The following is a 15,075-nucleotide window of genomic DNA, read 5'->3' as shown; positions in this document are numbered from 1 at the left end:
CAACGCCAGTAACTACCGATCTCTTTTTCGTCGGCCCCTGCGAATGGACCAGACCAAGCCCATCCGCGTTGGCAGCGTAGTCGAGACGAAAAAATGGCCGCGGTGCGCGGCCATTTTCAGGTTGCCATTCTTTTGTCATTCCAGTGCCCAAATAGCCCCAAAATACCCCAATAAATGACAACATCAAAATCATAACCTCATGATTTTAAAGAAATAGTGGTGGAGACGGCGGGAATCGAACCCGCGTCCGCAAGCACTCTACAGACAGTTCTACATACTTAGCACTATCATTTAATTTAACCTGTACGACACGGATGTGCACGTTGCGGACAGGCGATTCACCTTAAGTTTAGGACTTCTCGAAGTGAACCCTCGAAGTCCGATCCCTTCTAAATGACCCAACACGGCCTTGCGGCCACACCCGAAGGGCGAGGTGTTGTCGGGCAGGTCAGCGATTAAGCTGCCAGTGCGTACGAGTTATCGTTTGCAGTTAGTTTGTTTCTGGGTGTATTTACGAGGTAACCAGCCCTCGGTATGCCCTGTTCTGCTTTGCAACCCACGTCGAAACCAGGTCGTCCCCACAGAAGGAAGTTGTATTTTACCTGAATCTTTTCCGATGCGTCACTCTTCGAGCGAGATAAGCGGGCGTGCGTCGTCGGCCAGGCGGGTAGGGAGGATGGCGCCGCCGGGGCCGAAGGCGAATTCGACCAGGTGGCGGCGGGAGACGGGGGCGGTGGCGGACTTGAGGTCGTCGAAGCTGTCGGCTTCCTTGAAGCCCAGGTCGACGGTCAGGCTCTTCAGCTGGTAGGTCTCAACCAGCTGCGCTACGCGGTCGCGGCGGTTGTTGTTGTCGATGGTGCCGTGGTGAGCGGGTTTGTCACCTTCGAAGTAGCGGATCAGTGCTGCTTCCATCACTTCGATATGCGAGCGGTTGGAAGCTTCGCCCATCGGGTCGCTGGCTGCCGTTTCTACCTTCACGTCCATGCGCTTGATCAGCAGGAAGGTGTCGAGCGTGCCGTCATTTTCTTCGATGATGCGGTTGACGGCGGGTAGGCGGGCCTTGGCCAGGCGGGCTTGCGTGTCGCGCGTGACGCCGATGTATTGCACCGTGCTTTCGTACTTCAGCTCATTGGGGAACTGCTGCAGCAGGTCGTGGGCGGAATAGCATTCCGTCAGCGCGCCCCAGTTGAGCGTGATGTATTTGTCGTGCAGGGTGACGATCGGTTTCTTGAACGTGGCTTCGAACGGCATGTCCAGTTCGAGCGTGATCGATTCTTTGCGGTTGTCGATGCCGGCCAGGAGCGGCACGGTCAGCTTCAGGCCGAAAAAGCCCCAGCTGGCGCCTTTCTTGGTGTCGAAGCGCAGTTTTGGGCGCGAGACGACGAAGAACAGCAGGTACTTTTCCATGGTCGCATCGAGCGCGAACTGCATGCGACGCTGGTAGCGGCCAATCGGGTCGCGGAAGTCAGGAACCAGTGGGTCGTTGACCAGCAAGTCGTACCAATAGGAACGGCTTTCGGCAACCGAGGCTTCCCAGCGCTGTGGAGCGCTGCTGCGCGGTGGTAGCGCAGCCTCAATGTTGTCGTCGCCGTTCATACAGTCTCCAGTTTTTGTACTACTGACTATAGTATAGAAACTTATTGCTGTTGGGCAAGTTATAACAGTGATTCTAGGCTGCTAACGGTGTCGGGGATGGGACGGTGGCGCGGATCAGGTCGAGCAATTCTGTGGGGGAGGCCAGCAGGTGGTCGGCGCCCCATTCGGCTGGTTCGATTGCGCCGCAATAGCCCCATTGGCAGGCGATGGTACGCATGCCGGCGGCGTGGCCGGCCTGGATGTCGCGCAGGTCGTCGCCGACGTACCAGCATTCCTCTGGCGAGAGGCCGAGGCGGGCTGCGGCTTCCAGCAGCGGGGCTGGGTGGGGTTTGGCGTGCGGGGTGGTATCGCCGGAAATCACGCAGCTAGCCAGTGCCAGGCCGATTTGCGGTACCAGCGGGTCGGTGAAGCGGGCAGGCTTGTTGGTGACGATGCCCCAGCGCAGGCCGGCGTCGGCAATGCCGGCCAGCAGTTCATTGACGCCTTCGAATAAGGTGCTGTGCACGGCCATGGCGGCTTCGTAGTTGCTGAAGAAGCCGTCGCGCAGCTCGATAAAGCCTTCATCCTGCGGCTTGAGGCCGAAGGAAACGCCAATCATGCCACGCGCTCCATGCGAAGCCTGTGGACGCAGCAACTCATATGGCGTTGGCTCCAGTCCGCGCACGGTGCGCAACAGGTTGAGGGCCGCGGCCAGGTCGGGTGCGGTGTCGGCCAGGGTGCCATCCAGGTCGAACAGGATGGCGCGCGGGGCAGGGTACAGGCTCATGGAAAAACGCTTTATTCGGGGCGGGTGCAGGCAACCAGGTAATTGACGCTGGTGTCGTTGTTCAAGGAATAGACCTTGGTCAGCGGATTGTAGCCCATGCCCTTCAATGCATCCACTTGCAAACCAGCAGTGCGCGCGTATTGCGACAATTCTGCCGGCGTGATGAATTTTTCATAATCATGCGTACCCTTGGGGAGCATGCGCAGCAGGTATTCGGCGCCGATTACCGCGAACAGGTAGGCCTTGGCGTTGCGGTTCAGGGTGGAGAAGAAGACATGGCCGCCCGGTTTCACCAGGGTGGCTGCGGCGCGCACGATGGCGCCTGGATCGGGCACGTGTTCCAGCATTTCCATGCAGGTGACCACGTCGTACTGGCCCGCTTCGGCTGCGGCCATTTCTTCGGCGGCGATCAACTTGTAGCGCACTGGCACGCCGGATTCCAGGCTGTGCAGGTCGGCCACTTTCAGGGCTTTTTCAGAGAGGTCGATGCCGGTCACCTTGGCGCCTTTGCGGGCCATGGATTCAGACAGGATGCCCCCGCCGCAGCCGATGTCGATCACGTTTTTCCCGGCCAGTGGGGCACGGGCGTTGATCCATTCAAGGCGCAGTGGATTGATTTCGTGCAGGGGTTTGAATTCGGAAGTGGGGTCCCACCAGTGATGGGCCAGTTCGCTGAATTTTTGCAGTTCTAATGGGTCGGCGTTCATGGCGCGATGATACTGGAAAAATGTCCACCCTGGGGTCAGGAACAAAGGTGGACATTTCTTGGGTCAAGGAAATGTCCACCTTGGTTCCTGACCCCAAGGTGGACAAAAAAAAGCCCCGCACATTGGCGGGGCTCGTAATAGCGCTGGTGCGCCGGGAATTACTTCTTGGTGCCTACAACTTCGATTTCCACGCGGCGGTTCTTGGCGCGGCCTTCGGCGGTCTTGTTGTCCGCTACTGGCTGTTTTTCGCCTTTGCCTTCGGAGTACACGCGGTTGGCTTCCACGCCTTTGCTGATCAGGTACGCTTTAACAGCGTCTGCACGGCGCAGGGACAGCTTGTCGTTGTACGCGTCGGTGCCCATGGAGTCAGTGTGGCCGACGCCGATGATCACTTCCAGGTTGATTGAGTTCAGCTTGCTGACCATGTCGTCCAGCTTTTCTTTGGCTTCTGGCTTCAGAACAGCCTTGTCGTAGTCGAAGAACGCGTCAGCGGCGAACGACACTTTCTCAGCGGTCACAACCGGGCCAACTGGCTTAACAGGTGCTGGCGGTACGACGGCTGGTGGCGGGGCCACTGGAGCTGGCGGCGCCGGTGGCAGCACGCATTTGCCATCTTTCAGTTCTTCCGGCGGGGTGCACAGCGGCAGGTCGCAACCGACCACGGCATCAGCCGGGGTCCAGTAGCCGGTGCGCCAGCACAGGCCGAATGGGTTGCGGGCGATGATGCCGCGCTGGTCTTGCACGTATGCGCTGTATGGGGTTGGTGCCTGGATATCCTGGGTTACCGGTGCGAACGGTGGCGAAGTCGGCTTTTCTTGAGCCAGGACTGGGCCTGCCAGAACGGAAGACGCTGCGAACAGAGTGGCGAGGAGTTTCTTCATATTGGTCTTTTCCTTATTCGGGTGTGAAGCTACTGAAACTAAGATTTCCATTAATTTCTCGTCCATTTTGCCATATTTTGCAAAAGCACATCAAAAGTCCGAGAAAAGGCCGGTTCCCTTCATCCGACCAAGATGTTGTTTTGTTGCAACGCAGTGGGCATAATAAGGTGCTTTTGTGTCAACCCGATGACTTTCTCCAAGGCCACCGGGCGCCATGCTAAAATCGCAGGCTTGTACGCCTAGACAATACATCGACCCGCCAATGGATCAATTCGCAAAAGAAACAATCCCAATTTCCCTCGAAGAAGAGATGCGCAAGAGCTACCTCGATTACGCCATGAGCGTGATCGTGGGCCGAGCCTTGCCTGACGCTCGCGACGGCCTGAAGCCTGTGCATCGCCGCGTACTTTTCGGGATGCACGAACTGAACAACGTGTGGAACCGTCCTTACGTGAAATGCGCCCGCGTCGTGGGTGAAGTCATGGGTAAGTACCACCCGCACGGTGACGCGTCGATTTACGACACGCTGGTGCGTATGGCGCAGGACTTCTCCCTGCGCTACATGCTGGTCGACGGCCAGGGTAACTTCGGTTCCATCGACGGCGACAATGCAGCGGCGATGCGTTATACCGAGTGCCGCCTGGACAAGATCTCAGCGGAGCTGCTGGCCGACATCGACAAGGAAACCGTCGATTTCGCGCCTAACTACGACGGCAAGGAGAAAGAGCCTACCGTCCTGCCAACCAAGATTCCTAACCTGCTGATCAACGGTTCCTCCGGTATCGCAGTGGGTATGGCCACCAACATCCCTCCGCACAACCTGACGGAAGTGATCAACGGCGCGCTGCACGTGCTGAATAACCCGGATTGCTCGATCGATGAACTGATCGAACTGATCCCGGCGCCGGACTTCCCGACCGGTGGCACGATTTACGGCGTGTCCGGCGTGCGCGATGGTTACCGCACCGGCCGTGGCCGCGTGGTGATGCGCGCCAAGACCCACTTCGAGGAATACGGCAAGGAAGGCGGCCGCACCGCGATCATCGTGGACGAGCTGCCATACCAGGTTAACAAGAAGTCCCTGCTGGAGCGCATCGCCGAAAATGTGCGCGACAAGAAGCTGGAAGGCATTTCCGACATCCGCGACGAATCCGACAAGTCGGGCATGCGCGTGGTGATCGAGCTGAAACGCGGTGAAGTGCCGGAAGTGGTGCTGAACAACCTGTACAAGCAGACCCAGTTGCAGGACACCTTCGGCATGAATATGGTCGCCCTGGTGGACGGCCAGCCGAAGCTGATGAACCTGAAGGACCTGCTGGCGACCTTCTTGTCGCACCGCCGCGAAGTCGTCACCCGCCGTACCGTGTACGAACTGCGCAAGGCGCGCGAACGCGGCCACGTGCTGGAAGGCCTGGCGGTTGCACTGGCCAACATCGACGACTTCATCGCCATCATCAAGGCTGCGCCGACGCCGCCGATCGCGAAGCAGGAACTGATGTCGCGCGGCTGGGATTCGTCCATCGTGCGCGAAATGCTGAAGCGCACCGGCGAAGAAGGCCAGGGCGGTATCGAGGCGTTCCGTCCGGAGCACCTGCCTAAGCATTACGGCCTGCAATCCGATGGCCTGTACAAGCTGTCCGACGAACAAGCAGGCGAAATCCTGCAAATGCGCCTGCAGCGCCTGACCGGCCTGGAACAGGACAAGATCGTCAACGAGTACAAGGACGTGATGTCCCTGATCGCCGACCTGCTGGACATCCTGTCCAAGCCGGCCCGCGTGACCGCCATCATTACCGACGAACTGAACGCGTCGATGCTGGAATTCGGCGACAAGGATCCGCGCCGCTCGAACATCGAGAACAACGCGACCGATCTGGAAACCGAAGACCTGATCACGCCGCAGGACATGGTGGTGACCCTGTCGCACATGGGCTATATGAAGGCCCAGCCGCTGTCCGAATACCGCGCCCAGAAGCGCGGCGGCCGCGGCAAGCAGGCGGCAGCGACTAAAGATGAAGACTGGATCGACCAGCTGTTCATCGCCAACACCCACGACTACATCCTGTGCTTCTCCAACCGTGGCCGCATGTACTGGCTGAAGGTTTGGGAAGTGCCGCAAGGCTCGCGTACTTCGCGCGGCAAGCCGATCGTGAACATGTTCCCGCTGCAGGACAACGAGAAGATCACCGTGGTTCTGCCGCTGTCGGGCGAAAACCGCACCTTCCCGGAAGACCATTACGTCTTCATGTCGACCAGCCTGGGTACCGTGAAGAAGACCCCGCTGAAGGACTTCTCCAACCCACGTAAGGCCGGCATCATCGCGGTCGACCTGGACGAAGGCGACTTCCTGATCGGTGCAGCACTGACCGACGGCAAGCACGACGTGATGCTGTTCTCCGACAACGGCAAGGCAGTGCGCTTCGATGAAAACGATGTGCGTCCGATGGGCCGTACCGCGCGCGGTGTGCGCGGCATGAACCTGGAAGAAGGCCAGGGCGTGATCGCGCTGCTTGTGGCGGAAAACGAAGAGCAGTCGGTGCTGACCGCAACTGAGAACGGTTTCGGCAAGCGTACCCCGATCGCCGAGTACACCCGCCACGGCCGCGGTACCAAGGGCATGATCGCGATCCAGACCTCCGAGCGTAACGGCAAGGTGGTGGCGGCGACCCTGGTCACCAAGACCGACGAGATCATGCTGATCACGACCGGTGGTGTGCTGATCCGCACCCGCGTGTCGGAGATCCGCGAGATGGGTCGTGCGACCCAGGGTGTGACCCTGATTGCGGTGGAGGACGGCACCAAGCTCTCGGGCTTGCAACGTATCGTGGAGGCAGACGCCGACGAGCCGGAGGTAGAGGCTGAGGCAGACGCAGAAGGCGGCGCAGCAGACGAATAAGGCTGACCCGCAACGGGCCCCGTCTGAGTGATCAGGCCGGGCCCGTTAGTTTTTCAACGGCCCAAATTCGAAAAGCGAATAAACAATGAAGAAAATCGTCGTAGCGCTGCTTACTTCCTTCGCCCTGGCACAAGGCGCGTATGCCGCCGATGCCGCCGCGCCGGCGCCAGCCAACACCGCCGCCGTGCGCGAGCTGCTGGATGCGATGAATTACCGCGCCACCTGGAAAGCATCGATGGACCAGATGTCCAAGGCGTTGCCAAACATGATGCGCCAGCAGGGCGAAGCCGCGATCAAGGCCGATCCCAACCTGAGCGATGCGCAGCGCCAGGAAAGACTGAAGCAGATGGAAGCGGAGTTGCCGAAAGTGGCGGACGTGCTGCGCGGCGTGATGAGCGATCCAGCCGTGATGGCGGAGATCGAGACCGAGATGGTTGCCCTGTATTCGCGCCACTTCACCACAGCCGAATTGAAGCAGATCGCCGCCTACTACCGCACTCCGGTGGGCATCAAGAGCCTGCAGGTGATGCCGCAAGTGATGGCGGAATCGATGGCGATCAGCCAGCGCGTGACCGGCCCTCGCATCCAGAAGGCGATGGAACAGTTCCGTAAGAAATAAGGGCCACGCATGAAGAAATTCGCCTTCGCCATTGCTGCTATCGCATTCGCCGCCGCCGCCCACGCGGGGCCGCCTACCGATGCCGCAATCCGCGAACTGATGGACGCGACCAATGCGCGCGTCAATATGACCGTGTCGGTACAGAGCCTGGCGAAGGCGCTGCCGCAGATCTTGCATATGCGTGCGGAAGAGGTGTTGCGCAATAAGCCTAACCTGACCGACGAACAGCGCAAGGCGGAAATGGCAACCGTGGACCGGCGCATGCCGGCCGTCACCGCGGCCTTGCAGAAGGAATTCAGCGATCCCAAGCTGGTTAATGAGTTGTACAACCAGCTGGTGCCGCTCTACGCTAAACACTTCACGGCGGACGAAGTGAAGGCGCTGACGACGTTTTACCGCAGCCCGGCCGGCAAGAAATCGCTGGAAGTCATGCCGGTGCTGATGGGCGAAAGCTCGGAAGTGGCGAAGAAGCTGGTGCAGGAGCGCGCCAAGCGCGTGATTGCGCAAACGAAGTAATTGGAAAGCTAAGATGAAGAAATTTGCTGTAGCCATCGCTGCCACATTGGCATTTGCCAGTGCGCATGCTGCCGATAAACCTGCTGTCGCGGCTCCCAACCCTGCCGTTGTTTCCGCCGTCAGCAAGCTGCTTGATTCGATGAATTACCGCAGCCTGATGGCGCAGACCATGAAGGCCAGCATGGACCAGACAGGGCCGTTCATGGTGAAGTCGATCGAGACTGCGGTCAATGCGAACAAGAAACTGAACGCCGAGCAAAAAGCGCAGGCCCTGGAACTGGCGAAATCCAAAATGCCAGCGGTGCTGGAGAAAATGCGTACCATGTTTGCCGATCCTGCGCTGGTTGACGAAATGCAGGCGGCGATGACCCAAGTCTATGCGCGCCATTACACGCTGGAAGAAATCAACCAGCTGGCGGCCTTCTACCGCACCCCGCTGGGCAAGAAGGTCATGGCGCAAACGCCTGCTATTGCCGCGGAGTCGATGACCATTTCGCAGCAGGTCGTATTGCCGCGCGTGGAAAAGCTGATGGGCGAAGTGATGGCGGTTTTTGAGTAACGGAACAGAGGATAAGTATCGTGGCGAACATCTACAATTTTTCGGCCGGTCCGGCCGTGCTGCCTAAGGAAGTGCTGCAACAGGCGGCCGCGGAAATGCTGGACTGGCACGGCAGCGGTATGTCCGTGATGGAGATGAGCCACCGCGGTCCGGAATTCATTTCGATCTACAAGGCGGCTGAGCGCGACCTGCGCGAGCTGCTGTCCGTGCCGGACAACTACAAGATCCTGTTCATGCAGGGCGGCGGCCTGTCGCAGAACGCCGTGCTGCCGATGAACCTGTGCGGCGGCGCCGACAGCACCATCGATTTCATCCAGACCGGTTCCTGGTCCAGCAAGTCGATCAAGGAAGCGGCGCGCTATGCCCGCGTCAACGTGGCTGCTTCGTCGCAGGCCACCGGTTTCGATCGCGTGCCGGCCCAGTCGGAATGGAAGCTGACGCCTGGCGCGTCCTACCTGCACATCTGCACTAACGAAACGATCGACGGCGTTGAATTCAACTTCGTGCCGACCGTTCAGGGCAATACCGACATCGTGGCCGACATGTCGTCCCACATCCTGTCGCGCCCAGTGGACGTGAGCAAGTACGGCGTGATCTTCGGCGGTGCGCAAAAAAATATCGGCCCGGCCGGCGTGACCGTGGTCATCGTACGCGATGACCTGATCGGCAAGGCGCAGTCGTTCTGCCCGTCCGCGTTTGACTTCAAGAACGTGGCGGAAAACGAATCGATGTACAACACGCCGCCTACCTACGGCATCTATATTGCCGGCCTGGTGTTCCAGTGGCTGAAGAAGCAGGGCGGCGTGGCCGCCATGGAAAGGCGTAATATTGAAAAAGCCGAGCTGCTGTACCAGGCGCTCGACGCCGACGACTTCTACCAGAATCGCGTCGCAAAAGAATACCGTTCGCGCATGAACATCCCGTTCTACCTGCGCGACGAGTCTAAGAATGAAGCATTCCTGGCCGGTGCGAAGGCGCGCGGGCTGTTGCAGCTGAAGGGCCACAAGTCCGTCGGTGGTATGCGGGCATCGATTTATAACGCGATGCCGATCGAGGGCGTGCAAGCGCTGGTCGACTACCTCAACGAATTTGCAGGACGCTAGACCCGGCACACCTGGGTCAGACCCTGGGGTCTGCCCCAGTCTTTCCGGGTTTTGCGGCATAGAGTAAACGCAAACTAATGACAGACAAACTTAAACCCCTCCGCGAGAAGATCGATTCGATCGACGCGCAAATCCTGGCGTTGCTCAATGAGCGCGCCAAAGTGGCGCAGGAAGTAGGGCACGTCAAGGCCGAAACCAATGCACCCGTGTTCCGTCCCGAGCGCGAAGCCCAGGTGCTGCGCGGCGTGGCCGAACGCAATCCGGGCCCGCTGGGCGGCCGCGAAGTGCAGACCATCTTCCGCGAAATCATGTCGGCATGCCGCGCGCTGGAGCGCCGCGTGACCGTGGCCTATCTCGGCCCGGCAGGCACTTTCAGCGAACAGGCGGTGTACGCGCAGTTCGGCACCGCTGTCGATGGCATTCCATGCGCCTCCATTGATGAGGTGTTCCGCGCGGCGGAAGCCGGTACCGCCGATTTCGGCGTGGTCCCGGTCGAAAATTCCTCCGAAGGCGCGGTGAACCGCACCCTGGACCTGATGCTGGCCACGCCTTGCCAGGTCTCCGGCGAAATCGCCATCGCGGTCCATCACAGCCTGATGACCAGGACCGGCGCCATGGATGGCGTGAAGGTGATCTGCGCCCACTCTCAGGCGCTGGCCCAGTGCCAGGTCTGGCTGAACGAACATTACCCGCATATCGAGCGCCGCGCCGTGGCCTCGAATGCCGAAGCCGCGCGTATGGCCGGCGACGACGCGACCATCGCCGCCATCGCCAGCGAGCACGCCGGCGGCCAGTACGGCCTGGGCGTGGTCAATGCCCACATCCAGGACGACCCGCACAACCGCACCCGCTTCGTGGTGATCGGCAGCCTGCAGACCAATCCTTCCGGCCGCGACCACACTTCTGTGATCCTGGCGGTGCCGAACAAGGCCGGCGCGGTGTACCAGCTGCTGGCGCCACTGGCTAAGCACGGCGTATCGATGACGCGTTTTGAATCGCGTCCGGCGCGTGTCGGTACCTGGGAATATTATTTCTATGTAGACGTAGAAGGGCACGTACAAGACCCGTCCGTGGCAAAGGCATTGGCCGAACTCAAGGACAATGCTGCCTTCTTCAAAGTGCTGGGCTCTTACCCGACCAGCCTCACCTGACCTTTAAAGAGATTAGATCCATGTCCAAGAATTACGGCCCAGAATACGTTCGCGCAATCGCCCCTTACCAGGCAGGCAAGCCTATCTCCGAAGTGGCGCGCGAGTTTGGCCTGAAAGAAGAATCCATCGTTAAGCTGGCATCAAACGAAAATCCGTTCGGCGTGCCGGAATCGGCGCAGAAGGCCATGGCCGCTGCCGTCGCGGAACTCGGCCGCTACCCGGATGCCAATGCCTTCGACCTGAAAACTGCGCTGTCCAAGCGCTACGACGTGCCGATGGATTGGATCACCCTGGGTAACGGCTCCAACGACATCCTGGAAATCGCTGCACACGCTTTCGTCGAGCGCGGCCAGTCCGTGGTGTACTCGCAGTACTCTTTCGCCGTGTACGCACTCGCGACCCAGGGCATCGGCGCGCGCCACATCGTGGTGCCGGCCAAGAACCACGGCCACGACCTGGACGCAATGGCTGCCGCGATCGAAGCGGACACCAAGCTGGTGTTCATCGCCAACCCGAACAACCCGACCGGCACCTTCGTCACCGGCGCCGAAATCGAAGCATTCCTGCAGAAGGTGCCGGCCAACGTTGTTGTCGTGCTGGACGAGGCTTACAACGAATTCCTGAAGAAGGAAGACCAGTACGAGTCCGCAGCATGGGTCAAGAAATACCCGAACCTGCTGGTGTCGCGCACCTTCTCCAAGGCCTACGGCCTGGCCGGCCTGCGCGTGGGCTTCGCGCTGGCGCAGCCGGAAGTGACTGACCTGATGAACCGTATCCGCCAGCCGTTCAACGTGAACTCGCTGGCGCAGGCTGCTGCGATTGCGGCGCTGAACGATAAGGAATTCCTGGACAAGTCGGCTGCCAACAATACTGCGGGTTACGAGCAGTTTGTTGAGGCGTTCAAGGATATGGGGCTGGAATATGTGCCTTCGTACGGTAACTTCGTGCTGGTGCGCGTGGGTAAGGATGATGCTGCTGGTTCGCGTATCAACCTGGCGCTGCTGAAGCAGGGGGTGATTGTACGTCCGGTGGGTAACTACGGCCTGCCGCAGTGGCTGCGTGTTTCCATCGGCCTGCCGCAAGAGAATGCGGTGCTGATTACTGCGCTGCGCAAGGCGCTGGCGGAGGACCGTGCTTAATAAGGTTGTTATCTTTGGCGTTGGCCTGATCGGCGGCTCGTTTGCACGGGCGCTGAAGCAGGCTGGCGTTGTTCAGCATATTGTTGGTGTTGACCGGTCTGAAGCGTTTTTGGCTCGGGCTCTCGAGCTGGGCATCATCGACTCCGCCGCCCAAACCGGTACCCCGGTGTCTGACCCGCAGGGTCAGACACCGATCAGCGGCAGTCGCGTACCAGTGTCTGACCCTGCGGGTCAGACACTGGGTTACCGGTTTGAAGAGGCAATCGCCGGCGCCGACCTGATCCTGCTGGCCGCGCCCGTCGCGCAGACAGGCCGCATCCTGCAGTCGATCCTGCCGCACCTCGACGCCAGCACCATCGTCACCGACGCCGGCAGCACCAAATCCGACGTCGTCGCCGCCGCCCGCGCCGTGATGGGCGAGCGAGTGCGCCAATTCATCCCCGGCCACCCCATCGCCGGCCGCGAAACCAACGGCCCCGACGCCGCGATCATCGACCTATACCAAGGCAAAAAAACCGTCCTCACGCCCCTGGCCGAGAACGACCCCGCCGCCGTCGAACGCGTGGCCGCCGCCTGGAAAGCCTGCGGCGCCATCATCCACACCCTGACCCCGGAAGACCACGACAAGGTCTTCGCCGCCGTCAGCCATCTTCCCCACCTGCTGGCCTACGCGCTGGTAGACGACATCGAGCGCAAGCCCCACTCGGATTTGCTGTTCCAATATGCTGCCAGCGGATTCCGCGACTTCACCCGCATCGCCGGCAGCTCGCCTGAAATGTGGCGCGACATCAGCCTCGCCAACCAGGCCGCACTCCTGACTGAGCTGGATGCATATCTGGCACAATTAACCCGTTTGCGCGCCAGCTTAGCCGCTGGCGACGCCGCCGCCCTTGAAGCTACCTACGCCAACGCCCAACGCGCGCGCCGGCAATGGATCGAGACCATCGAGGCGGCTGAGCCGCCGCAGCCGAAAGACGCGGCGGCAGAATAAGGAACACGCATGACTGATTATCCGCACCACCTCGACCTGCTGCCGGTCGCCCAAGCACAGGGCACCGTACGCCTGCCAGGCTCGAAATCCATCTCCAACCGCATCCTGCTGCTGGCCGCTCTGGCCGAAGGCGAGACCCGCGTCATCGACCTGCTGGCATCCGACGATACCGCCGTGATGCTGTCCGCACTGCGCTCGCTGGGCGTGGAATGGACCGAACACCGCGAAGGCGAAAGCACCATACACGTCGTCAACGGCGTGAAAGGCAGCTGGCCGCAACGCACGGCAGACCTGTTCATGGGCAATGCCGGCACCGCGATCCGCCCGCTGACCGCAGCCCTTGCCGTGATCGGCGGCGACTACAAGGTGCACGGCGTGCCGCGCATGCACGAGCGCCCGATCGGCGACCTGGTGGACGCGCTGAACGCCGCCGGCGCCGATATCGAATACACCCTGAACAAAGGCTACCCGCCGCTGCACATCCGCACCGGCGAGTTCAAGTCGCAGCGCCTGTCCGTGCGCGGCGATGTGTCGAGCCAATTCCTGACCGCCCTGCTGATGGTAGCGCCGCTGATGGCACGCGATCATGCTGTGACCATTGACGTGGAAGGGGAGCTGATTTCCAAGCCTTATATCGAGATCACCCTGAACCTGATCCGCCGCTTTGGCGGCGTTGTTGAGCAGGATGGCTGGTCTTCGTTCACCATTCCGGCGGGGCAGACGTACAAGAGCCCGGGCACCATTCACGTTGAAGGCGACGCATCCAGCGCCTCCTATTTCCTGGCTGCCGGCGCGATAGGCCGTGGCCCGGTGCGGGTGCAGGGCGTGGGCAACAATTCGATCCAGGGCGACGTGCGCTTTGCGCAGGCGCTGGAGCAGATGGGCGCGACCATCGTCATGGGCGATAACTGGATTGAGGCCAGCGCCTCCGGCCCGCTGAAGGCCGTCGACATGGACTTCAACCATATTCCGGATGCGGCGATGACGATTGCTGTCGCTGCGCTGTATGCGGAAGGCACGACGACCCTGCGCAATATCGCTTCCTGGCGCGTGAAGGAGACTGACCGCTTGTCGGCCATGGCGACTGAGCTGCGCAAGCTGGGCGCGACGGTGGAGGAGGGGGCTGACTGGTTGTCCGTCACCCCGCCTGCCGTCCTGCAGCCGGCTGCCATCGACACCTATGATGACCACCGCATGGCCATGTGCTTCTCGCTGGCGTCGCTGGATGGTTATATCCGCCAGGGCGCCAAGGTTCGGATTAATGATCCAAAATGCGTCGCCAAGACCTTCCCTGAGTATTTTGCCGCGTTCGCGTCGATCGCGAAGCGTGGTAGCGTTTAACTTTTAGCCGATCAAAACCGGTAAAGCAGTGCCTGACCCGCAGGGTCAGGCACTGGTCTGCGGCGGCCGCAGGCAAGTGTCTGACCCTGCGGGTCTGACACTGGGGTACCGGTTTAAACATTAAACTTATGCCAACATCGAACATCCCAGTCATCACCATCGACGGCCCGACCGCTAGCGGCAAGGGCACCGTGGCCCACAAGGTCGCGGACAAGCTTGGCTTCCACCTCCTCGATTCCGGCGCGCTGTACCGCCTCACCGCATTGCAAGCCCTGCGCCGCGAAACCAACCTGAACGATGAGCACGCCCTGGCCAAGCTGGCCGAGCACCTGAACATCCACTTCGCCGGCGACGCCATTTACTTGTCGCAAGAAAACGTCACCGACGCGATCCGCGCCGAAGAAGTTGGCAATACTGCATCAAAAATCGCCGCACTGCCAGCCGTACGCCAGGCGCTTTTCGGCCTGCAGCTGAGCTTCCGCAAGACCCCAGGCCTGGTCGCCGACGGCCGCGACATGGGCTCCGTTATCTTCCCGCACGCCCCCCTGAAGGTGTTTTTGACCGCTTCCGTGGAAGCGCGCGCCGATCGTCGCTATAAGCAATTGATCGGAAAGGGAATTTCTGCTAGTATGCAAGACCTGCTGATGGATTTGAAAGCGCGCGACGACCGGGATATGAACCGGGCCATTGCGCCGCTGGCGCCAGCAGAGGGTGCTTTCCTCCTCGATACATCTGAAATGAACGCTGATGAAGCGACCGAGCAGGTGTTGAAATGGTGGGCCGCTGCCCATAAATAAATAGCTGTTTTTG

General features: G+C 60.5%; 14 protein-coding genes and 1 other RNA gene. 10 read left to right on the top strand and 5 right to left on the bottom strand.

Annotated features, from left to right (window positions below):
- Positions 1-217 precede the first annotated feature (217 nt).
- The 5 genes from ssrA to ompA all read right to left on the bottom strand — a co-directional run bounded on the left by ssrA (position 218) and on the right by ompA (position 3,950).
- Positions 218-580, bottom strand: a transfer-messenger RNA (tmRNA) gene (ssrA, locus tag AC1RTP_RS21675).
- Positions 581-621: 41 nt separating this feature from the next.
- Complete coding sequence (locus AC1RTP_RS21670) at positions 622-1,596, bottom strand: hypothetical protein (RefSeq protein WP_498610341.1); 975 nt, start codon at positions 1,594-1,596, stop codon at positions 622-624.
- A gap of 73 nt (positions 1,597-1,669) precedes the next feature.
- Positions 1,670-2,362 (bottom strand): HAD family hydrolase, encoded by a 693-nt coding sequence (locus AC1RTP_RS21665; RefSeq protein ID WP_498610339.1) that lies wholly within the window; start codon positions 2,360-2,362, stop codon positions 1,670-1,672.
- A gap of 11 nt (positions 2,363-2,373) precedes the next feature.
- Complete coding sequence (gene ubiG / locus AC1RTP_RS21660; RefSeq protein ID WP_498610338.1) at positions 2,374-3,069, bottom strand: bifunctional 2-polyprenyl-6-hydroxyphenol methylase/3-demethylubiquinol 3-O-methyltransferase UbiG; 696 nt, start codon at positions 3,067-3,069, stop codon at positions 2,374-2,376.
- Between the two features lie 158 nt (positions 3,070-3,227).
- Positions 3,228-3,950 (bottom strand): outer membrane protein OmpA, encoded by a 723-nt coding sequence (ompA, locus tag AC1RTP_RS21655; RefSeq protein ID WP_498610336.1) that lies wholly within the window; start codon positions 3,948-3,950, stop codon positions 3,228-3,230.
- A gap of 262 nt (positions 3,951-4,212) precedes the next feature.
- Here ompA and gyrA point away from each other — a divergent pair, with 262 nt between their 5' ends.
- From gyrA to cmk, 10 genes are all read left to right on the top strand, one after another.
- Positions 4,213-6,846, top strand: a complete 2,634-nt coding sequence (gene gyrA / locus AC1RTP_RS21650; protein ID WP_498610334.1) for a DNA gyrase subunit A — start codon at positions 4,213-4,215, stop codon at positions 6,844-6,846.
- Between the two features lie 85 nt (positions 6,847-6,931).
- On the top strand, positions 6,932-7,465 hold the full coding sequence (locus AC1RTP_RS21645; RefSeq protein ID WP_498610332.1) for a DUF2059 domain-containing protein: 534 nt from the start codon (positions 6,932-6,934) through the stop codon (positions 7,463-7,465).
- A gap of 9 nt (positions 7,466-7,474) precedes the next feature.
- Positions 7,475-7,981, top strand: coding sequence for a DUF2059 domain-containing protein (locus AC1RTP_RS21640; RefSeq protein WP_498610330.1), 507 nt, complete (start codon positions 7,475-7,477; stop codon positions 7,979-7,981).
- 13 nt (positions 7,982-7,994) lie between these two features.
- The gene (locus tag AC1RTP_RS21635; protein WP_498610328.1) at positions 7,995-8,540 is read left to right on the top strand and encodes a DUF2059 domain-containing protein; all 546 of its coding nucleotides are present in this window, start codon (positions 7,995-7,997) and stop codon (positions 8,538-8,540) included.
- 20 nt (positions 8,541-8,560) lie between these two features.
- Positions 8,561-9,643, top strand: a complete 1,083-nt coding sequence (gene serC / locus AC1RTP_RS21630; protein WP_498610326.1) for a 3-phosphoserine/phosphohydroxythreonine transaminase — start codon at positions 8,561-8,563, stop codon at positions 9,641-9,643.
- Between the two features lie 77 nt (positions 9,644-9,720).
- Positions 9,721-10,794 carry a prephenate dehydratase gene (gene pheA, locus AC1RTP_RS21625; protein ID WP_498610324.1) on the top strand — a complete coding sequence of 358 codons (1,074 nt, stop codon included), beginning with the start codon at positions 9,721-9,723 and terminating at the stop codon, positions 10,792-10,794.
- Between the two features lie 20 nt (positions 10,795-10,814).
- Positions 10,815-11,933 (top strand): histidinol-phosphate transaminase, encoded by a 1,119-nt coding sequence (gene hisC, locus AC1RTP_RS21620; RefSeq protein WP_498610322.1) that lies wholly within the window; start codon positions 10,815-10,817, stop codon positions 11,931-11,933.
- The gene (locus AC1RTP_RS21615) at positions 11,926-12,924 is read left to right on the top strand and encodes a prephenate dehydrogenase (RefSeq protein WP_498610320.1); all 999 of its coding nucleotides are present in this window, start codon (positions 11,926-11,928) and stop codon (positions 12,922-12,924) included. The genes hisC and AC1RTP_RS21615 overlap by 8 nt, the downstream gene beginning before the upstream one ends.
- Before the next feature lie 9 nt (positions 12,925-12,933).
- A complete protein-coding gene (gene aroA / locus AC1RTP_RS21610) occupies positions 12,934-14,265 on the top strand; it encodes a 3-phosphoshikimate 1-carboxyvinyltransferase (RefSeq protein ID WP_498610319.1) in 1,332 nt (443 codons plus the stop codon).
- A 128-nt stretch (positions 14,266-14,393) separates the two neighbouring features.
- Positions 14,394-15,062 (top strand): (d)CMP kinase, encoded by a 669-nt coding sequence (gene cmk, locus AC1RTP_RS21605; protein ID WP_498610317.1) that lies wholly within the window; start codon positions 14,394-14,396, stop codon positions 15,060-15,062.
- The last annotated feature ends 13 nt before the right edge of the window (positions 15,063-15,075 follow it).

It is taken from the genome of Pseudoduganella sp. GW821-FHT11H04 (genome assembly GCF_058807935.1).
Note: the sequence above shows the minus strand (reverse complement) of the source record. Positions and strands in the feature narration are given on the sequence as shown.